We start from the raw sequence: 20,422 nt of genomic DNA, 5'->3' as shown, positions 1-20,422 counted from the left end.
TCCACATTCCCTTGCTTTTACACTTACTTTGGTTCTTTATTATGCTCAATGACGCAGTAGCACCAGAAATAGTTCCAGCGGCCGGCTCCGACAAGGACGCGCCGCTGAAAGAAGACATCCGCCTGCTGGGCCGCCTGCTGGGCGACGTGCTGCGCGAACAGGAAGGCGACGCCGTCTTCAATGTGGTGGAAACCATACGCCAGACGTCCGTGCGCTTCCGCCGCGAAGCGGACGCGGGCGCCGCGCTGGAACTCGACGCCATGCTCAAGGAACTGAGCCGCGAACAGACGATTTCCGTCGTGCGCGCCTTTTCCTACTTTTCGCACCTGGCCAACATTGCGGAAGATCAACACCACATCCGCCGCCGCCGCGCCCACCTGCTGGCCGGCTCGCCTGCGCAAAAGGGCAGCGTCAGCTTCGCGCTGAGAAAACTGCGCCTGGCCGGCGTGCCGCGCAAGACGGTCGACACCTTTTTCCAGGACGCCCTGATCGCCCCCGTGCTGACGGCCCACCCGACGGAAGTGCAGCGCAAGAGCATCCTCGACGCCGAGCACGACATCGCCCGCCTGCTGGCCGAGCGCGATTTGCCGCAGACGCCGAAAGAGCGGCACGCCAACATGCAGCTGCTGCGCTCGCGCGTAGCCACCCTGTGGCAGACGCGCATGCTGCGCTACTCGAAACTGACGGTGGCCGACGAAATCGAAAACGCCCTGTCCTACTACCGCATCACCTTCCTGCGCGAACTGCCGGGCCTGTATGACGACATCGAGGACGATATCGCCGCCGAATACCCGAACGGCGACGGCACGATCGAGCCCATCAACGCCGCCTACGTGCAGATGGGCAGCTGGATCGGCGGCGACCGCGACGGCAACCCGAACGTCAACGCGGGCACCATGCAGCACGCGCTGGCGCGCCACGCCACCACCATCCTCGACTTTTACCTCGACGAAGCGCACGCGCTGGGCGCGGAATTGTCCGTCTCCACCCTGATGGTGGGCGTGAGCGCCGAACTGCAGGCGCTGGCCGACCAGTCGCCCGACGCCTCGCCGCACCGCAGCGACGAGCCGTACCGCCGCGCCCTGATCGGCATCTATGCGCGCCTGGCCGCCACGGCCCGCGCCCTGGGCGCCACCAACATCCTGCGCAAGGAAGTGGGCGCCGCGGCCGCCTACCCGGACGCGGCCGCCTTTGTGGCCGACCTGCGCACCATCGTCGCCTCGCTCGAATCGCACCACGGCGCCGCCCTCGTGCGCCCGCGCCTGGCCACCCTGGCGCGCGCGGCCGACATCTTCGGTTTCCACCTGGCGTCGCTGGACATGCGCCAGACCTCGGACGTGCACGAGCGCGTGCTGGCCGACCTGTTCGCGAAAAGCGGCGTGGCCGCCGATTACACGGCCCTGTCCGAGGAAGATAAGCAGGCGCTGCTGCTGAACGAACTGGCCCAGCCGCGCCTGCTGTACTCGCCCTACATCGCCTACGCGGCGGAAACGGATTCCGAACTGGCGATCCTGCGCGCAGCGCGCGACATCCGCCAGCGCTACGGCGCGCGGGCCATCCGCAACTACATCATTTCGCACACGGAAACCGTGTCCGACTTGCTGGAAGTGTTGCTGCTGCAAAAGGAAACGGGCTTGCTGCGCACCGACTGGCAGACTGGCGACAGCATCTGCGAGCTGATGGTCATCCCCCTGTTCGAGACGATCCCCGACCTGCAGCGCGCGGCCGGCATCATGAGCCAGGTCATGGCCTTGCCTTTGGTCAAGCAATTGATCGCCAAGCAGGGACAGTTGCAGGAAGTCATGCTCGGTTATTCCGATTCGAACAAGGATGGCGGCTTCCTCACGTCCAACTGGGAACTGTACAAGGCGGAACTGGCGCTGGTCGCCGACTTCCAGAAGGCCGGCGTCAAGCTGCGCCTGTTCCATGGCCGCGGCGGCACGGTGGGCCGTGGCGGCGGACCCAGCTACGAAGCCATCCTGGCCCAGCCGCCGGGCACCGTCAACGGCCAGATCCGCCTGACGGAGCAAGGCGAGATCATCGCCTCGAAGTTTTCCAACGCGGAAATCGGCCGGCGCAACCTGGAATTGCTGGTGGCCGCCACCCTGGAAGCGAGCCTGGCGCCGCAGGAAGCCAATCCGGCCCGCAACGGCCAGCTGGCGCAGTTCGAAGCCGTGATGGCGCAACTGTCGGACCTCGCCTATCACGCCTACCGCCACCTCGTGTATGAAACGCCGGGTTTTACGGAATATTTCTTCTCGGCTACGCCGATCGCGGAAATCGCCGAGCTGAACCTCGGTTCGCGCCCCGCCTCGCGCAAGGCCAACCAGCGCATCGAAGACTTGCGCGCCATTCCCTGGGGCTTTTCCTGGGGCCAGTGCCGCTTGCTGCTGCCGGGCTGGTTCGGCTTCGGCAGCGCCATCGAAACGTGGATCAATCAAGCCGACGGCGCCGCGAAAGATGACAAGATCGCCACCCTGCGCGCCATGTACGCCGAATGGCCATTCTTCGCCACACTGCTGTCGAACATGGACATGGTGCTGGCCAAGACGGACCTGGCGATCGCCTCGCGCTATGCGGAACTGGTGGCGGACCAGGGCTTGCGCGAACGCATCTACAAGCGCATCACGGACGAGCACGGCAACACCCTGCGCTGCCTGGAGCTGATCACCGGCAACACGGAACGCCTGGCGGGCAATCCGCTGCTGGCCCGTTCGATCCAGAACCGCTTCGCCTATCTCGACCCGCTGAACCACCTGCAGGTGGAGTTGATCAAGCGCAACCGCGCCCTGTCGGCGGAAAGCCGGATCGACGAAAGGGTGCACCGCGGCATCCAGCTGTCGATCAATGGCGTGGCGGCCGGCCTGCGCAACACGGGCTGATCGCACCGCCTTGCCATCGGTAAACAGGGCCGGCACCGCAAGGGCCGGCCCTTTTGCTTGCCCAATGGAAAAATATTCTCAAGAAAACAACAATTGGTATTACACTAGCGTCGGATACCTTCCCCTCTCCGGCGCCAGACGCACGGCAGCGGCCAACCACGACGCCAGGGACGCGGATGAGCAAATGGTCGATTGAAACCCTGAGTGGCGCTTGCGGCGCCCTCATCCTGATCATGCTGGGCTGGTTCGCCGGCGCGGCCTGGCAAGAACTCGATTTCTGGCAGCATGTCTGGCTGGCCCTGCTGCTGCTGGCCGCCGCCGTCGCCGTCCTCTGGCTGATGCGCAAGCTGCGCAGCCACCTGGCCCTGACGCGCGCACAGCTCGACGATAGCCTGATGCGCTACCAGCACCTGAGCGAAACGGCGCAGGACGGCATGTGGCAAACGGATGCGCACGGCCGCATCCTGCACGTCAACCAGCGCCTGTGCGACATGCTGGGCGTCCCCTCGGAACAACTGCTGGACCACTCGATGGACGAATTCCACGACGAAGCCACCTTGCTGCGCCTGTGTCCGCTGCGCCAGACGGCGACGGATAGTTGCATGGGAGAACTGCATTACCAGCATGGCGACGGCTCGGAACGCTGGGCCATGCTCAGCGGACGCCGCCTGTACGACCAGCGCGGCACCCTGACGGGAGCGCTGGTCATGGCCAGCGACATTACGGAACACAAGCGGGCCGAACACGCGCTGACCGTCGCCCATGCGGAGCTGGAAAGCCGCGTGGCCCTGCGCACGGCCCAGTTGCTCGACGTCAATCTCCAGCTCTCTGCGGAAATCGCCATGCGCGCGCAGACGGAAGCAGCCCTGGCGCGCAGCGAAGAGCGGCTGCAGGACATCATTTCCATGATGCCCCTGTCGCTGTTCCTGAAGGACGCCGATTCGCGCATGCTGCTGATGAACCAGGCCTGCGAGCAGCAATGGGGCGTGCTGTTCCAGGATATCGCCGAGGGACGCGACGTGCAGCACTTCCCCTCGGACCAGACCCAGGCATTCCACGCGGCGGACCAGGAAGCGTTTGCCAGCCGCCAGGTGGTGATCCGCGAAGAACTCGTGTGGAATGCGCGGCTGCAGGAAAACCGCCTGCTGCAGACGCATAAAAAACCCATCTTCGATGCGCAAGGCCGGCCGCAGATGATCATCGCCATGGGCATCGACATCACGGAAAGCAAGCGCAACGAGGAGAACCTGCAGCGCACCCTGGCCCAGCTGCGCGAACTGACCGACCACCAGCAGACCATCAAGGAAGAGGAAAGGCGTCGCATCGCGCTCGACATTCATGACGACCTGGGCCAGAACCTGATGGTGCTGCGCATCGACGTGTCGCTGCTGCACGCGCGCACGGCCAGGACCCACCCGCGCCTGCACCGCCACGCCCAGCGCGTGCTCGACACCATCGACGCCACCATCCGCTCGGTGCGCACCATCATCAATGACTTGCATCCCAGTACCCTGGAGCTGGGCCTGGGCCCGGCAGCCGAATGGCTGATACGCCAGATGGAAAGCCGCGGCGCCATCCGCTACCAGCTCTCGCTCGACAGCGAGGCGCCCGACCTGGGCCTGGACCAGCGCCAGACGTCGGCCATCTTCCGCGTGCTGCAGGAATCGCTGTCGAACATCGTGCGCCACGCCCAGGCCAGCGAAGTGGAAGTGGCGCTGGCGCAAGATACGGATGCCATCGTGCTGCGCATCAGCGACAACGGCATCGGCATGCAGCCGGACGCCCACGGCAAGAAGGCGACCTTCGGCCTGAAGAGCATACGCGAACGTGTCCACGCGCTGGGCGGCGAACTGCGCATCGACAGCCAGGAGGGGCGGGGCACGGCGCTGGCCATCCGCCTGCCGATCGCCAAAAGCCAGGCCGTCGAAGCCTAGGACAATTCCAGGGCGAAAAAAAAGAGGCTTGCGCCTCTTTTTTATTGCCTGCTGACTACTTAATTTTGCGTCAAGAAGGTTTTCAGCTTGTCCGAACGCGAAGGCTGGCGCAGCTTGCTCATGGCTTTCGCTTCGATCTGGCGGATGCGCTCGCGCGTCACGTCGAACTGCTTGCCCACTTCTTCCAGCGTGTGGTCGTTCGACATTTCCACGCCGTAACGCATGCGCAGCACTTTCGCTTCGCGCGGCGTCAGGGAGTCCAGCACTTCCTTGATCACGTTGCGCATCGACGCGTGCAGCGCGGCGTCCAGCGGCGCCAGGGTCGTGTTGTCTTCGATGAAGTCGCCCAGTTGCGAATCGCCATCTTCGCCCATCGGCGTTTCCATGGAAATCGGCTCTTTCGCGATCTTCATGATCTCGCGCACCTTGTTTTCCGGCATTTCCATCTTGACGGCCAGGGTCGCCAGGTCCGGCTCGCTGCCCGTTTCCTGCATGATCTGGCGCGAGATGCGGTTCATCTTGTTGATCGTTTCGATCATGTGCACCGGCACGCGGATGGTGCGGGCCATGTCGGCGATCGAACGCGTGATGGCCTGGCGGATCCACCAGGTGGCGTAGGTCGAGAACTTGTAGCCGCGGCGGTATTCGAATTTATCGACAGCCTTCAGCAAGCCGATGTTGCCTTCCTGGATCAGGTCGAGGAATTGCAAGCCGCGGTTGATGTATTTCTTGGCGATCGAAATGACCAGGCGCAAGTTGGCGACCGTCATTTCGCGTTTCGCGTGACGCGCGCGCTTTTCGCCGGCAGCCATCTGCTTGTTGATCTTGCGCAAGTCTGCCAGCGGCAGGGCCACGCGGGCTTGCAGGTCGATCATCTTCTTTTGCAGTTCCTTGACGGCAGGCACGTTGCGGCTGAGGATGGCGCTGTACGGATACTTGCAGTCGACTTCGCGGTCGACCCATTCCAGGTCGCATTCATTGCCCGGGAACACCTTGATGAAGTGGGCGCGCGGCATGCCGCATTTGTTCACGCACAGTTCCAGCACGGCGCGCTCGATGTGGCGCACTTCTTCCATCTGGCCGCGCAGGGTGTCGCACAGCTTTTCCACGACCTTGGCCGTGAAGCGGATGCCCAGCAATTCCTGCGAAATGGCTTCCTGCGCCTTGACGTAGGCTTTCGAGTTGTAACCCTCGGGCGCCTTGCGCATCTTGTCGTACTGCGTCGAAATGACGTTGAATTTCTCCAACGCATTCTTTTTCAGCTGGGCCAATTGCTCGCTGGAGAAACCGGCCGCGCCTCCATTGGCGTCGCCGTCTTCTTCCTCGGCTTCTTCTTCCTCTTCCTCGTCGTCACCGCTGGCGGCGGCGGGCGCGGCGGCAGCGGCAGGCGCCGGGGCATTGCTTTCGTTCAAATCGACAAAGCCGTCGACCACTTCATCGACCTTGATTTCGTCGCGCGCGATTTTTTGCGACAGCGCAACGATTTCGCCGATGGTGGTCGGGCAGGCGGAAATCGCCTGGATCATGTCCTTCAAGCCGCCTTCGATGCGCTTGGCGATCTCGATCTCGCCTTCGCGCGTCAGCAGCGCCACGGCGCCCATTTCACGCATATACATGCGCACGGGGTCGGTGGTGCGGCCGAAGTCGGAGTCGACCGTCGACAGGGCCGTCGCGGCAGCCGCTTCCACTTCATCGTCGCTGGTGACGGTGGCGACGTTGTCGGTCAACAACAGACTTTCCGCGTCAGGGGCGCGCTCGTAGACGGCGATGCCCATGTCATTGAAGGTGGCGATGATGCCTTCGATGGCTTCCGGATCGATGATGTTTTCCGGCAACTGGTCATTGATCTCGGCATAGGTGAGGAAACCGCGTTCCTTGCCCATGTTGATCAAGCCCGTGATCTGCTTGCGGCGGCGTTCCAGGTCCGCTGCCGATGCTTCCGGATCGCCCAGCGCATCGGCCAGGCCGCCCTTGGCCTTGCGGTCGCGCGCTTTCGAGACGGCCTTCAGTTCGGCGCGCTCGACGGCGTTCAGTGCTGCCACTTCGTCGTTTTCCGGCGTGAATTCGCTCGGTTTGCGGCCACGGCGGCCCGGCACCTTGACGGTCGGCAAGAAGTAATTCGAGGTATCGATAGCGGCCAGGGCGTCGGCGTCCGTGGTCTTGCTGACCACTTGCGCGCCGGTGATGATGGTCACGGGCGCCGCTTCTGGCTTGGCGCGCACGACTTTCGAACGGGCTGCCGTCACCACCTTGTTCGTGGCGGCGCTTTCGCTGACCTTGCGCGGCGCAGGCGCCGCCTTGGCGCTTGGCGCCACCTTGACGCTCGGCGTCTTGACGGGCGCCGCTTCCACGGCGTCGGCGGCGTCGGCCACGGGCGCGGCAACAGCGGCTTCCGCTACCGTTTCGGCCGGCGGCACGGCAGCCAGGCGCGAGCGGCTTTTCTTCACCACGGTGACGACGGTCGGCGCCGTCGTGACGGTGGCTTCCGGATTCGCTTGCGCATTATCGATGAAGTAAGATAAAGTCGTTTTGGGTACGGCAAGCGGCGCCGCGGCTGGGCGTGGCGCCTTGGCGGACAACGTTAAAGTTTTTGGCGTATTCTTCATGAGATATCTCTTAATGCGAGACCAGATGGTGTCGGCGCGAAGTGAATGATTCCACCTAAGCCTGCGAAACCGGACTCGATGGAGCGTATTGTTGCGGCTGCCGTCAAGGGCAGCGGCGCCTGTCTATCGTGACGTTCATAGCCCGCGCATCCGGCATGAGGAGCGCGGGGCCGAAGCCGGGTCAGATAAATAAGCGATGTACATTGCGGAATGAAAAAAAGCCCGTACCAGAACGGGCTTGAATCTATTGTTGTTCAGTGAAGACACAGCGGAGAGCAAGATTATGCACGAAGGCCCGTTATCTGAATAATTGATAAGTGGAATAACCGATATCAAAAATATCAATAATGGTGGCCCTGCGCCGCACTGCTCCTATCCCCTGCACACCTGAGCCAGACCTTCAAAAACAGGGTCCAGTCATCAGCGCAAGCCGACATTATACACATTTCCCGTATTTCGCGCTGTGCCGGCTGTAGTGCGAACCCGCTTATCGCAGGTCAAGTTGCCAAAAAAGACAATGCACTTGCCTGTGGCGCGTGCTATGCTCCCCTTTTATAGCCCAACCAATGATGTCGATGACCAGCTCCACGCCAGACCAGCAAGCCACCACTCCTGACACGCCAGTCGATGCAGCCCCAGCGGCGGCACCGGCCGCAGCGACCACGCCGGCGCCTGCCGGTCTGACCGCGCGCGCGCTGCTGAAACAGTTCCAGGAGCAATTCCCGCCATTCCGCGATTGCCTGCCCTTGTCGATCGGTATCGACAAGCAGATCCTCGCGCGCCTGCCGGACCTGGACCGCAAGCTGATGCGCACGGCGCTGGGCATCCACACGGGTTCGCTGCGTTACCTGCGCGTGATGGAAAAAGCCAAGGTACGCTACGACCTCGACGGCACCGCCGGCGCGGAAGTGACGCAAACCCACCGCGACCACGCCACGCAAGTATTGCAGCAGCGCTTCAAGAAGGAAGCCGAGCGCAAGAAAGCCGAGCGCGATGCCGCGGCCGCCGAAGAAGCGAACCGTTTGCGCCTGGAAAAACTGAATCAGCTGACCGCGAAATTCTCGCGCAAAGGCTGATCCGGTTTCATGGACACAGCTGCCGCACCGCCACTGCCCCCCTATCAAGGCATTGCACTCGACCACGTCAAGCTGGTACGCACCAGCGATGATGCGCAGGCGGCCATGGCCGCCCTGCTGGCAGCGGACGCCATCGGCTTCGATACGGAATCGAAGCCGACCTTTGTGAAGGGCGAATCCTCCACGGGACCGCACCTGATCCAGCTGGCCACCGACGACATCGCCTACCTGTTCCAGGTGGGCAGCACGCCGGCGCCGGCCCTGGCCGAACTCAAGGCCATCCTCGAATCGACCACCACCCTGAAGGTGGGCTTCGGCCTGTCCGACGACGTCAAGCGCCTGCGCAACAAGCTGGGCATCGCCCCGGCCCAGGTGCTCGACCTGTCCGTCGCCCTGCGCGGCGGCCAGCGCAACGACCTGGGCGCGAAGACGGCCGTGGCCAAGTTCTTCGGCCTGCACCTGCAGAAATCGAAAAAGATTTCCACCACCAACTGGGCCACGTCGCGCCTGACGGAAAAGCAGATCCTGTATGCGGCCGACGATGCGCAAGTGGCCCTGCGCGTGTACCGCCGCTGGATCGCCGACGGCGGCAAGGTCGCGCCGCAAAAAGCCCCGCGCGCCAGCACGCCGCCAGCCCCGCCGCCTATCGCCGCCTGAGCCGGTGCGCCTTCCTGCAGCATGAGCAAGAGCAAGTCCATCGGCACCACGCGTGACGCGATCGCCGCCGCCGAACAGGCGCTGGGGCGGCAGCTGCCCGCATCCCATGTGCAATGGTTATTGGAGAACAATGGCCGCGCGCTCGGCGCCTTGAGCGTGTTTCCCGTCTACGACGCGGCCAATGCGCGCAAGACGTGGGAATCGATAGCACGCCATTACCGCGAAGGCTGGCAGGAATGGCTGGAGAATGCGGGGACATGCGACGAGGCCGGCAGCCTGCTGCCCTTCGCCCAGTTCGGCACGGGCGATTACTACTGTTTTGATTATGCGCAAACGGGGCCATCGGGCGAACCCGTGGTCGTGCTGTGGTCGCACGAAACAGGCGCCACCACCGCGGTGGCGCCCGGCTTTGCCGCATTCCTCGCGCTGCCCGGCCGCCCGGGCTGACACCCGGCGGCCGGCGCAGCCTTATTTGACGAGGCGCAAGGTCAAGGGATAGCGGTAAGTGACGCCATTGCTGGCCTTGACGGCCGCGACGATCGAGCACACCAGGTTGGCCAGCGCCACGATCCAGAACAGGAACAGGCCGATCAGCACGAACGACAGGATGAAGCAGGCGAAATACCAGATGATCAGGGTGATCTGGAAATTCAGCGCTTCGCGGGCGTTCTCGGCCGAGAATTTATCCGCATCATCTTTCTTGATCAAATAAATGATCAGCGGCGCCACCCAGCTGGTGAACAGGCCGCCAACGTGGGACAGAATGGCGATCGTCGTATCTTGTGTACGACCCACTTCCGGCTGCGTGTTATCCATTATGATTCCCATCATTAGTTATAGATACATCAATATAACAGTAATATTTCTTTTTGGAATGGAACACTTGCTGCCGCAAGGGACTTTTTTTTCGCCGCTATGCCGCCGCCAGCGCCAGCCGCCCCAGGGTGGCGATGGCTTCTTCCAGTTGCGCGTTCCACGGGTGGCCGTAATTGAGGCGGATGCAGTGGCGAAACGCGCGCGTGGCGGAAAAAATGGGGCCGGGCGCGATGCTGATGCCGGCCGCCAGCGCGCTGCGGTGCAAGGCCAGCGCATCAATACCGGCAGGCATCTCCACCCAGACGAAATACCCGCCCTGCGGCCGCGTGACCCGCGTGCCGGGCGGAAAATGCACGGCGATGGCTTGCAGCATGGTATTTTGCTGCGCCGCCAGGGTCAGGCGCAGCTGGCGCAAATGCCGGTCGTAGCCGCCTGCCGCCAGGTAATCGGCCAGCGCCATCTGCAGCGGGATGGGCGCCGACAGGCTGGTCGTCAGCTTCAGGCGCTCGACCTGGCGCGCATAGCGGCCCGCCACGGCCCAGCCCAGGCGAAAGCCGGGCGCCAGGGTCTTGGAAAACGAACTGCAATGCATCACCAGACCCGCGCTGTCATGGCTTTTCGTCAAGCCGGGGCGCTGCTTGCCGAAATACAACTCGCCATACACGTCATCCTCGATCAGCGGCACGCCATGGCGCGCCAGCAGTTCGACCAGCGCGCGCTTCTTTTCCGGCGACATCAGGCTGCCCAGGGGATTCTGGAAATTCGTCATCAGCCAGCACGCCTTGGGCTGGTGGCGCAGCAGCAATTCCTCGAGCGCCGCCAGATCGACGCCGTCGCGGGGACTGGTGGCGATCTCGACTGCCTTGAGTTCCAGCCGCTCCAGCGCCTGCAGGCACGCATAGAAGCTGGGCGACTCGATCAGCACCGTGTCGCCGGGCCGCGTGACGGCTTGCAGGCACAGGTTCAGCGCTTCCAGCGCGCCATTCGTGATGACGATGTCGTCGCTGGAAACGAGCACCCCGTCGAGCTGGTAGCGCAGGGCGATCTGGCGGCGTAGTTCGGCATTGCCCAGCGATAAATCCGTGACCGTGCTCCACGGGTCGAGGCGGCGCATGCTGGCCGACACGGCCCGCGCCAACTTTTCCATCGGAAACAGATGCGGGCTGGGAAACGCCGAGCCGAAAGGCACGATATCGCGCGCGCCGACGGCGCCCAGCACTTCGAACACGAGGTCGCTGACATCGACCGTGGTGCTGGCGTCGAGCGGGCGGGAACTGTCCGGCTCGGGCGCCAGCGCGGCGCGCTGCGGCGCCACGTAGTAGCCGGAGCGGGGCCGCGAAACGATCATGCCGCGCGCTTCGAGCAAATAATAGGCCTGGAACACCGTCGACGGGCTCACGCCCCTGCGCGCATGCTGCTGGCGCACGGAAGGCAACTTATCACCAGGCAACAACAGCTGCGTGCTGATCATGGCGGCGACTTCTTCCGCCAATTCCTCATATCGTTTCAACCCTGCTCCTCAAACTGATCCGTAGTTTTATTGCACAACTGATCCTGTCACAGTGACAGCACCCGTTATATGCTAGGGTAACAACATCCGGGCAGCAACACCGGCACGCCATAATCGACCGACGAGACAGGTTACTTTTCCATGCAACTCTCCATGCTACTGCATTCCCCCCTCGTGCCGGTGCTGACCCTGGCTCTGGCCGTCGCACTGCCCGGCATGGCGCTGGCCGCGCCCGCTGCCATTTCCGCCAGCCACGACAGCCTGGAACAGCGCATCAAGGCGTGCACGGCCTGTCATGCGCAAAAGGAACGCCACGACGCCTTCTTTCCCCGCATCGCGGGCAAGCCGGCCGGCTACCTGTACAACCAGTTGCTGAACTTTCGCGAGGGACGGCGCCAGTATCCGATGATGAACTATATGGTGGAACACTTGCCTGACGATTACCTGCGCGAGATTGCCGACTATTTTGCGGCACAGCACCCTGCCCCGCCGCCGGCCCAACCCAGCAGCGCCGGCACGACGGCCCTGGCGCGGGGCAAGCAGCTGGTACTGCACGGCGATGCCGGCAAAAAAATTCCCGCCTGTATCGCCTGCCACGGCCAGCAGCTGGCCGGCGTGGTACCCGCCATCCCCGGCTTGCTGGGCTTGCCGCGCGACTATATCAACGCCCAGCTGGGTGCGTGGAAGAACGGCATCCGCCGCGCCCATGCGCCCGACTGCATGGCGCAAGTGGCGCAGCGCCTGTCCGACGCGGACGTGGGCGCCGTCTCGGCCTGGCTGGGCACGCAAGTGGCCAGCGCCGACGCGCGTCCCGCGGAAAACATCGCCCTGCCCTTGCCGCTGCATTGCGGCGGCGTGCCCGGCTCCGGCGCGCAGGTGGCGCCATGAAAAAATGGATGCTCGCGGCCGTCGTCGTCGCCATCGGCGCAGCCGGCGCCAAATTCCTGCTGTGGCCGGCGGACGACGTGGGACCGCCGGCCACAGCCAGCACCCTGAGCCAGGAACAGCTGGTCGCGCGCGGCGCCTACCTGGCCAAGGCGGGCGACTGCATGGCTTGCCACACGACGCGCGGCGGCGTGCCCTACGCGGGCGGCCGGGCCTTGCAGACGCCGTTCGGCAAGGTGCTTTCGCCCAACATCACGGCCGACAGGGAAACGGGCATCGGCAGCTGGACGGCCGACGATTTCTGGCGCGCCATCCACAACGGCAAGTCGAAGGATGGCCGGCTGCTGTATCCGGCCTTTCCCTACACCAGCTACACCAAGGTACGGCGCGAGGATAGCGACGCCCTGTACGCGTATTTCCAGAGCGTGCCGCCGCACCGGCAAGCCAACCAGCCGCACGCGCTGCGCTTCCCCTATAACCAGCAGATCGCGCTGGCAGCCTGGCGCGCCCTGTATTTCAAACCGGGCGTGTACCAGCCGCTGACGGGCAAAAGCATGGAATGGAACCGCGGCGCCTACCTGGTGCAGGGCCTGGGCCACTGCAGCGCCTGCCATAGCAGCCGCACGACCCTGGGCGGCAGCGACGACGGCCTGTCGGGCGGCCTGATTCCCGTGCTGGGCTGGTATGCGCCGTCGCTGACGTCGGATGCGGAAGCGGGCCTGGGCGACTGGGACACGGCGCACATCGTGGAATTGCTGCAAACGGGCGTGTCGCCGCGCGCCACCGTCTTCGGCCCCATGGCGGAAGTCGTGCGGCAAAGCCTGCAGCACATGAGCAATGCCGACGTGCAAGCGATGGCCGTCTACCTGAAAAGCCTGCCCGGTCCTGCGCAGCCCGCGCAACGGGCGCCGCGCGACACATCCGAGCAAGCCCGGCAGCAACTGGCGCTGGGCGCGAAACTGTATGAGGCGCAATGCGCAAGCTGCCACCAGGCCGACGGCAAGGGCGTGCCGCCCGGCTACCCGCCGCTGGCCGGCAACCGCGCGCTGACGACGGAGTCGGCCGTCAACGCCATCCGGCTCGTGCTCAACGGCGGCTTCGCGCCCGGAACAAAAGGCAACCCGCGCCCCTACGGCATGCCGCCGTTCGGCCCCGTCATGGATGATGCGGAAGTGGCGGCCGTGGTCACGTACCTGCGTGCGTCGTGGGGCAATGATGCACCGGCCGTGTCGGCCCTGGAAGTCAATAAATACCGCAGCGTGCCGCTGGAGTAGCGCGCCTGCGGAAATAAAAAAAACCGGCCAGCGCCGGTTTTTTTTATCTCAAGCAGCAGTCCTCAGCGGAACTTGCTCTTGTGCCCCGTCTTCAGGTCCAGCGCATAACGCACGCCGTTGTCCGTCAGCATGACTTCATCGGGCGGCTCTTCGCCGGCCAGGGCGCCGTCGATCAGGGGCAAGCCTTCGCCCTTGCGCATCAGGTCGTCGCAGCGCTCGTACACGTTGACGCACCCCGTGGAAGCCATCAGCGATTGCACGATAGCCACTTTCCACGCATCGACGCCGCCCGCGTTGAATTCGCAGATCAGGTAGCCTTGCACGCCGCCGAACAGTTGCACCACCAGGCCGGGCAAGCCCTCGTCTTCGCCCTTGATCAGGGTCAACAGCTGGTTTTCGCCCGCCTTCTTGATGGCAGATAATTTTTTCTCGATGGCGGCCTTGACGCGGCGCTTGATCAGCGCGTGGTCGACCGGTTCGTCTTCCTTGAAGCTCCAGATGCGCGCGCGGATCTGCGACTTCGAATTGTAGGCGGCGCGGGCGATGAATTGCTTCGATGAGCTTTGCACGATGGCCGTCGAGCCGGGCCTCATTTTTTCCTGCGGCTTGCCTTCGACTTTTTCAATCGCGGACGCGTAAATCCACGATTGGCCCAGCAAGCTCTTTTCCTTGCCCTGTTTGATGGTGATGATCAGCATGTAATTCCAGTAGTGTGACCGGCGCGTACCGGTCGTCGTATATCCAATACCGGCATGATACCTCATGCCATCCTGTCGCATCCTCCTGCATTCCATGCCGCTGCTGACGCAGTCTGTCGCAGCGCGCTACGCAGGCGCGGCCGGCTGGCATACCATGCAAGTATACCAATTCCAAACAGGGAGCAAGAATGACACCGACACTTTTCCACCCACGCCGTGCCCGCGCCGCCACCGTCCTGCTGCTGGCCGCCTGCGCGCTGGCCCTCCCGGCCGCGCCGGCGTTGGCCTCGCCGCTCGACTGGATTTCCGGCAACAGCATCCAGGGCAGCGGCAAGCTGCAAAAGCAGACGCGCGAAGTGGGCAATTTCCATGCCGTGGCGCTGAACGTGCCGGGCACGGTCGAATTGCGTATCGGCAACACGGACAGCATCACCATCGAGGCCGACGATAATATCCTGCCGCTGATCGAGACGGCGGTGGAAAACGGCACCTTGCGCATCCGCCCCGCCAAGCGCAACGCCAACTTCCGCCAGAGCAGCCTGAACATCGTCATCCAGGCGCGTCAGGTGGAACGCATCAGCGTGGGCGGCTCGGGCAACATCACGGCCACGGGCTTGCGCGCCGAGAATCTGCGCTTCGACGTGGGCGGCTCCGGCTCCATCCACGCGCGCGACCTCGACAGCCGCCAGGTCTCCATCGCCATCGGCGGCAGCGGCAACTTCAAGGCCAGCGGCAAGACGGAGCAACTGACGGCCTCCATCGGCGGCTCGGGCAATATCCAGGCGGGCAAGCTGGCCGCGCGCGACGTGCAGGTGAGCATCGGCGGCTCGGGCGAGGCGCAGGTGTGGGCCAAGGATGACTTGACCATCAGCATCGGCGGCTCGGGCGAAGTGAGCTACTACGGCGACCCGCGCATCAGCCGCAGCATGCAGCGTTCGAGCAGCATCAAGCGGCTGGGCGCGGCGCCGAATTAAGCCCCCGCAATGACAAAAGCCCGGAGCGATCCGGGCTTTTTGCGTTTCAGACAGGCTATATCAGCGGGCCGGCTTCACCGGTTCGCGGTCGATCAGGACCGTATTGACGCTGTCCGTCAGCCAGATCTGGCCATCCTGGATCGTGCATTGCAGCTGCATCGTGCGCTGCGCCAGCTTGCTCATGTCTTGCGCCGCTTCCGACGGCAAGTTGATCACGGTCAAGTTCTTCGCCCGTTCCAGCTTGTTCGCGATCTGCTTCCACCAGATGTGGCTGGTTGCGCCATAGCTGTAGACGATGACCTGTTCCGAACGGCCGCACGCCTTCAGGATGCGCTTTTCGTCCGGCTGGCCCACTTCGATCCACAGCTGGATAGCGCCCGTCAAGTCTTTCTGCCACAGGTCGGGCTCTTCCGTGTCGAACAGGCCCTTGGTAAACGTCAGCGCCTCGTCGGCGTGGATGGCGAACGCCAGCAGGCGCACCATCATGCGCTCGTCCGTTTCGGACGGGTGGCGCGCCAGGGTCAGCGCGTGATCCTGGTAGTAATTGCGGTCCATGTCGGCGATCTGCAGATCGGCTTTGAAAATTGTTGCTTTGAGGGCCATCGTGTTTCTGTCTCGGTAAAGTGAATAGTGAAGTCGGTATCAGCGGAAAACCACGGTCTTGTCGCCATTTTTCAGGATGCGGTGCTCGACGAACCATTTCACGGCGCGCGCCAGCACCACGCACTCGACGTCGCGGCCGATGGCCGTCAGGGTTTCCGCATCCATCGCATGGTCGACGCGCTCGACGTCCTGCTCGATGATCGGGCCTTCATCCAGGTCGCCCGTGACGAAATGGGCCGTCGCGCCGATCAGCTTGACGCCGCGGTGATGCGCCTGCGCATACGGCTTGGCGCCCTTGAAGCTGGGCAGGAAGGAATGGTGGATATTGATGGCGCGGCCGTCGAGCGCCTGGCACAGGCCGGGCGACAGGATCTGCATGTAGCGCGCCAGTACCACCAGGTCGATCTTGTGCGTGTCCATCAAGTCGATGATCTTCGCTTCCTGCGCCAGCTTGGCCGCTTCCGGCGCTCCGGTGGCCAGCGGCAGGTGGTGGAACGGAATATTGTAGCTGGCCGCCAGCTGGTAGAACTCCATGTGGTTCGACACGATGGCGGGAATTTCCACGTTCAGCAAGCCGCTCTTGTAGCGGAACAGCAAATCGTTCAGGCAATGGCCGATCTTCGACACCATCAGCATGACGCGCGGCTTGACGCGCGCATCGTGCAGCTGGCCGTGGAAGGGGCCGTTCAACTGCATGGCTTGCGACAGGTCGGCGAAGTCGCTGCGCAACTGGGCGTCGCTGACGGCGCCGTCTTCCAGCGCGAAATGCACGCGCATGAAGAACAGCTGGGATTCCTGGTCGCCGAACTGGGCGGAATCGAGGATGTTGCAGCCGCGTTCGGCCAGGAAGCCGGACACGCGGTGCACGATGCCGCGCTGGTCCAGGCAGGACAGGGTCAGGATGTATTCGGGATGCGTCATGGTCGCGGAATAAAGCAAAAAAAGTGGGCTATGCTCGGCTCAGCCACGCGCGCCGGCCATCGGCTGCGCTGCCGCGAGCCGGCTATTGTCGCACGGCCGGGCCGGTCAACCCGCATTTTCCACACAAGCAGCATGGCTGCCGGCGGCGGCAAGACGATTCACGTTCATTTGATCCAACACAAAGTCATCGCATTTTTCCGCCTGCCAGGCGCCATTCCCCCGCCAAACGGGCAACTGGCGTGGAACCTGGCACGCCATCCGGCGTCTATCCCTTTGCTTGTTTCACCATACGCCGCATCCGGTGCACCGGGTGTTTCCTGGATCCGTTTTTCATTGAGGTAGAACATGTTCACAAACAGTATTTCCCCCAGTTTCAGCCCCGCCCTGAAGTCCCACCTGGAGGCCCAGTGCAATTTCGCCACGGAACTATCGCGCAAGCTGGTCGATACGGCGCAGCAACTGAGCGAGCTGCATCTGCGGCTGGCGCAAGACTTGCTGCAGGAATGGAGCAGCGCCAGCCAGCAACTGCTGTGCGCGCGCGACACGGGCGAGTTCATGTCGCTGGCCGCAGCCCAGTTGCAGCCGAGCAGCAACAAGCTGCAGCAGTACCAGCAGCAGCTCGGCAACCTCGTCGCCAACGCCAATGTCGAAATGAACCGCACGGCAGAGAACCACCTGCCCGAAGCGAGGCGCACGGCCGTGGCCTTCGCTGACGAAGTGGTGCGCAAGACGGCCGAGGAAACGGAAAAAGCCACGCAGCGCCAGCGTGAAATGATCGAAAAGATGCACGCCACGGCCCCCAGCAATGGCGCCGGCCGCAGCCGCGATACCGGCAGGCAATCCGATCAGGCGCATTGAGCACTTGAATTGACCACTTGACCCCACTCGACAGCAAGGAGAGCGACATGGCTAGCAATCAAGGTAATGAACAGGGCAAAGGCGCTGGCAGCAGCCAGAAAGCCGGCGAATCGGGCAGCGGCAAAGGCCCGAGCAAGCGCGGTTTCGCCGCCATGAACGAGGAACAGCAACGCGAAATCGCCAGCAAGGGCGGCCAGGCAGCCCATCAAAAGGGCACGGCGCATGAATTCGACTCGGAAGAAGCGCGCCGGGCCGGACAGAAAGGCGGCGAAGCCGTCAGCCGCAACCGCGAACACATGGCGGAAATCGGCCGCAAAGGCGGCGAAAGCCGGCAGTCGGCCCAGCGCGCCAATGAAAGCCGCAGCGGCACGGCCACGCGCAGCGGCGGCACCGAGCAGGGCCGCCCCGGCCGGCAAGGCGGCAAGGACGAGGACGACAAGGGCGGAGCAGGCGGAGCGGGCTGAGCGGGGCCGGCCGCCGGGCTGCCCCTGCGGCGCGCGGCCTGATGCAGGTAGGCAGGGGCGGCCCTGGCAGCCCTGGCAGCCCCGTGCAAGGGCTGGCGCAGCGCGGGGGGCGGCGGTATGGTACATTCTCGCCTTACCGACACCTCCGCGCCACGCCCCGCCCTTCCCCGCATGCAGCCATCCCTGAAATACCTGAGCGCCTATTCCGAACAAACGCAAGCGCAAGTGCAGCAACTGATCGCGCAAGACAAGCTGGGCGATGTCCTGTTGAAACGCTATCCGAACGCGCACGATGTACGCAACGACAAGGCTTTATACCAGTATGTGCAGGACTTGAAGAATGAATTCCTGCGCAATGCCGAACCCATCAACAAGGTGGCGTTCGACAGCAAGATCCATGTGATCCAGCACGCGCTGGGCTTGCATACCTCGATCTCGCGCGTGCAGGGCGGCAAGCTCAAGGCCAAGCATGAAATCCGCGTGGCCACCATGTTCAAGGAAGTGCCGCTGGAATTCCTGCGCATGATCGCCGTGCACGAACTGGCGCACGTGAAGGAAAAGCAGCATGACAAGGCGTTCTACAAGCTGTGCACGTATATGGAACCGCAATACCACCAGTACGAATTCGACGTGCGCCTGTACCTGACCCAGCTCGACCTGTCCGGCCAGCGCCTGTGGTCATGACATCCATGTAACAATGCCGCCCCGGGCATCCATTGGGCGGCATTGTTGGCGTGGGTCAGAGTAGCCACCCGGCAAGACGGGCGGCTCTTGACGCATGTGCCGGCGGGACCGGCAGCGTGCTCAGGCTCAGGCGGCGTTTTTGCGGCGGCGCAGGAAGGCCAGCAAGCCCAGTCCGCCCAGCATCATGCCGTAGGTGGCCGGTTCCGGCACGGCGCTCACGCTGGCGGCGATATTATCGACCTGGAAGGTGTGCAAGGCGCCCTCCTGCCACGTTGCCGACAGCAGGTTGTTGAAACCCGTGAACGTGTAATCGCTGAAGTTATGGCTGCCATCGAGGCTGAAGGTCTGGGTCACCGTGCCGCCGCCCACCTGATGGCCGAAGAACGTCACGTCGTAAGGGCCAGGCAAGCTCACGAAGTCAGCCAGACGGATCGAGCTCAGCGAGAAAGCGGCGCCATCGGTACGGCTCAAGGTTGTCGTCGTCAGCACGGTGGCGCCAAGACCGGCCGAGCCGGCATAGGCAAAGTTGCTTTGATGGGCAGAACTGAGCAAGCCCAAGAAGCTGCTGTCGAAATTGTAGCCGCCTTCGGAATAGGAATCGAAGACGGATCCGAGAATGCCGGGTTGCTCCAGCGCATCGAAGCCGATGATGGTGGTTTGTGCATGGGCGCCGCCGGCGGCGAGAATGGCGGCGACGGCAGTCGCGCGCAAGAGAGTCATTGGTTTCACAATAGTATCCTTTCAAGATGATGAAGTAGCGAGGTTGTGGCAACTTGCAATATCTAGGCGTCGTAGCGGGAAACGGGAGGCGCCTCGCTGGGTGTCCGACATGCCTGTCTTTTGAACAATTGCAGTAGAACACATTCATGCATAAAAAGCATCTTCATTTTCAAAAAAACATGCCTTAGTGGAAACATTCTAGCTATATTTATATTAATTAATTAATTGATCTTGATCAATTTTCCCGCACAGAAATAAAAAAGCCATGCATTTCACAATGCATGGCTCTGGATGAGACTTCACAAAGAAGATTTACGGCGCACTATCCTTCAACCGCTGCACCAGGGCCGCAGGATCGGCATCGGCGTTCAGGAACGCCGCGTGCTGCGGGCGGATGAAGCCCTGTTCCTTGCCGTTTTGCACGAAAGCGATCAAGCCGTCATAAAAACGGTCGACATTGAGCAAGCCGATGGGCTTGGCGTGCAAGCCCAGCTGGGCCCAGGTGAGCATCTCGAACAGCTCTTCCAGGGTGCCATAGCCGCCGGGCATGGCGATGAAGGCGTCGGACAGGCTGGCCATCATCGCCTTGCGCTCGTGCATGTCCTTCACGATGAACTGCCGCGTCAAGCCCGTGTGGCCCACTTCGCGCTCGACCAGCTGGGTGGGAATCACGCCCGTCACCTCGCCGCCCAGGCGCAGCACTTCATCGGCGATCACGCCCATCAGTCCCACCTTGCCGCCGCCATACACGAGCGAGATATTTTCCGCCACCAGCACGCGCGCCAGTTCGCGCGCCGCCACGGCATAGTCCGGCGAGACGCCCGCGTTGGCGCCGCAATACACACATAAAGCCTTGATCA

General features: G+C 63.3%; 19 protein-coding genes. 11 read left to right on the top strand and 8 right to left on the bottom strand.

Translation table 11 applies throughout. The features are described from left to right. The first annotated feature begins 41 nt into the window (after window positions 1-41). Window positions 42-2,882 (top strand): phosphoenolpyruvate carboxylase, encoded by a 2,841-nt coding sequence (ppc, locus tag O3299_RS01415; protein WP_305053447.1) that lies wholly within the window; start codon window positions 42-44, stop codon window positions 2,880-2,882. 176 nt (window positions 2,883-3,058) lie between these two features. Next, window positions 3,059-4,816 (top strand): PAS domain S-box protein, encoded by a 1,758-nt coding sequence (locus O3299_RS01410; RefSeq protein ID WP_305061335.1) that lies wholly within the window; start codon window positions 3,059-3,061, stop codon window positions 4,814-4,816. A 59-nt stretch (window positions 4,817-4,875) separates the two neighbouring features. Here O3299_RS01410 and rpoD read toward each other — a convergent pair whose 3' ends face one another. Continuing rightward, window positions 4,876-7,422, bottom strand: a complete 2,547-nt coding sequence (rpoD, locus tag O3299_RS01405) for an RNA polymerase sigma factor RpoD (RefSeq protein WP_099664823.1) — start codon at window positions 7,420-7,422, stop codon at window positions 4,876-4,878. Window positions 7,423-7,988: 566 nt separating this feature from the next. Here rpoD and O3299_RS01400 point away from each other — a divergent pair. From O3299_RS01400 to O3299_RS01390, 3 genes are read left to right on the top strand one after another with little or no spacing between them, the layout of a single operon-like run. Next, window positions 7,989-8,498, top strand: a complete 510-nt coding sequence (locus O3299_RS01400) for a ProQ/FINO family protein (RefSeq protein ID WP_034758713.1) — start codon at window positions 7,989-7,991, stop codon at window positions 8,496-8,498. A gap of 9 nt (window positions 8,499-8,507) precedes the next feature. Next, a complete protein-coding gene (locus O3299_RS01395; protein WP_077401767.1) occupies window positions 8,508-9,155 on the top strand; it encodes a 3'-5' exonuclease in 648 nt (215 codons plus the stop codon). Window positions 9,156-9,176: 21 nt separating this feature from the next. Beyond that, window positions 9,177-9,602 carry an SMI1/KNR4 family protein gene (locus tag O3299_RS01390; RefSeq protein WP_305061334.1) on the top strand — a complete coding sequence of 142 codons (426 nt, stop codon included), beginning with the start codon at window positions 9,177-9,179 and terminating at the stop codon, window positions 9,600-9,602. Window positions 9,603-9,623: 21 nt separating this feature from the next. Here O3299_RS01390 and O3299_RS01385 read toward each other — a convergent pair whose 3' ends face one another. Beyond that, the gene (locus tag O3299_RS01385) at window positions 9,624-9,971 is read right to left on the bottom strand and encodes a DUF4870 domain-containing protein (protein WP_034786172.1); all 348 of its coding nucleotides are present in this window, start codon (window positions 9,969-9,971) and stop codon (window positions 9,624-9,626) included. 97 nt (window positions 9,972-10,068) lie between these two features. Next, window positions 10,069-11,481 (bottom strand): PLP-dependent aminotransferase family protein, encoded by a 1,413-nt coding sequence (locus O3299_RS01380; protein WP_289906521.1) that lies wholly within the window; start codon window positions 11,479-11,481, stop codon window positions 10,069-10,071. A gap of 153 nt (window positions 11,482-11,634) precedes the next feature. On the opposite strand from O3299_RS01380, the gene O3299_RS01375 reads away from it, so the two are divergent. Continuing rightward, entirely contained in the window at window positions 11,635-12,369 is a 735-nt protein-coding gene (locus tag O3299_RS01375; protein WP_370385261.1) for a cytochrome c, read from the top strand. Beyond that, window positions 12,366-13,640 (top strand): cytochrome c, encoded by a 1,275-nt coding sequence (locus O3299_RS01370; protein ID WP_305061333.1) that lies wholly within the window; start codon window positions 12,366-12,368, stop codon window positions 13,638-13,640. The genes O3299_RS01375 and O3299_RS01370 overlap by 4 nt, the downstream gene beginning before the upstream one ends. Before the next feature lie 62 nt (window positions 13,641-13,702). Here O3299_RS01370 and O3299_RS01365 read toward each other — a convergent pair whose 3' ends face one another. Continuing rightward, window positions 13,703-14,338 carry an SAM-dependent methyltransferase gene (locus tag O3299_RS01365; RefSeq protein ID WP_305061332.1) on the bottom strand — a complete coding sequence of 212 codons (636 nt, stop codon included), beginning with the start codon at window positions 14,336-14,338 and terminating at the stop codon, window positions 13,703-13,705. A gap of 188 nt (window positions 14,339-14,526) precedes the next feature. Between O3299_RS01365 and O3299_RS01360 the strand changes: the two genes are divergently transcribed. Next, the gene (locus O3299_RS01360; RefSeq protein ID WP_305061331.1) at window positions 14,527-15,312 is read left to right on the top strand and encodes a head GIN domain-containing protein; all 786 of its coding nucleotides are present in this window, start codon (window positions 14,527-14,529) and stop codon (window positions 15,310-15,312) included. 60 nt (window positions 15,313-15,372) lie between these two features. Here the strand turns inward: O3299_RS01360 and O3299_RS01355 are convergent, their stop codons facing one another. Both O3299_RS01355 and purU read right to left on the bottom strand, forming a co-directional pair. After that, window positions 15,373-15,915: a YaeQ family protein gene (locus tag O3299_RS01355; protein ID WP_070291303.1), complete on the bottom strand. Its 543-nt coding sequence runs from the start codon at window positions 15,913-15,915 to the stop codon at window positions 15,373-15,375. 39 nt (window positions 15,916-15,954) lie between these two features. Next, entirely contained in the window at window positions 15,955-16,836 is an 882-nt protein-coding gene (gene purU, locus O3299_RS01350) for a formyltetrahydrofolate deformylase (protein WP_077401742.1), read from the bottom strand. A 345-nt stretch (window positions 16,837-17,181) separates the two neighbouring features. Between purU and O3299_RS01345 the strand changes: the two genes are divergently transcribed. The 3 genes from O3299_RS01345 (at window position 17,182) to O3299_RS01335 (ending at window position 18,842) form a co-directional block, all read left to right on the top strand. Beyond that, window positions 17,182-17,694 (top strand): phasin family protein, encoded by a 513-nt coding sequence (locus O3299_RS01345; protein ID WP_099664830.1) that lies wholly within the window; start codon window positions 17,182-17,184, stop codon window positions 17,692-17,694. 47 nt (window positions 17,695-17,741) lie between these two features. Further along, window positions 17,742-18,158 carry a KGG domain-containing protein gene (locus tag O3299_RS01340; protein ID WP_305053453.1) on the top strand — a complete coding sequence of 139 codons (417 nt, stop codon included), beginning with the start codon at window positions 17,742-17,744 and terminating at the stop codon, window positions 18,156-18,158. 171 nt (window positions 18,159-18,329) lie between these two features. After that, entirely contained in the window at window positions 18,330-18,842 is a 513-nt protein-coding gene (locus O3299_RS01335) for a YgjP-like metallopeptidase domain-containing protein (protein ID WP_034758768.1), read from the top strand. A 126-nt stretch (window positions 18,843-18,968) separates the two neighbouring features. Here the strand turns inward: O3299_RS01335 and O3299_RS01330 are convergent, their stop codons facing one another. Continuing rightward, a complete protein-coding gene (locus tag O3299_RS01330) occupies window positions 18,969-19,562 on the bottom strand; it encodes a PEP-CTERM sorting domain-containing protein (protein WP_289906729.1) in 594 nt (197 codons plus the stop codon). A gap of 312 nt (window positions 19,563-19,874) precedes the next feature. Further along, entirely contained in the window at window positions 19,875-20,420 is a 546-nt protein-coding gene (locus O3299_RS01325) for a TIGR00730 family Rossman fold protein (protein ID WP_180278808.1), read from the bottom strand. Window positions 20,421-20,422: the final 2 nt, after the last annotated feature.

The sequence above is a fragment of the Janthinobacterium sp. SUN176 genome (assembly GCF_030587335.1).
In the GTDB taxonomy this organism is placed as follows: domain Bacteria; phylum Pseudomonadota; class Gammaproteobacteria; order Burkholderiales; family Burkholderiaceae_D; genus Janthinobacterium; species Janthinobacterium kumbetense.
Note: the sequence above shows the minus strand (reverse complement) of the source record. Positions and strands in the feature narration are given on the sequence as shown.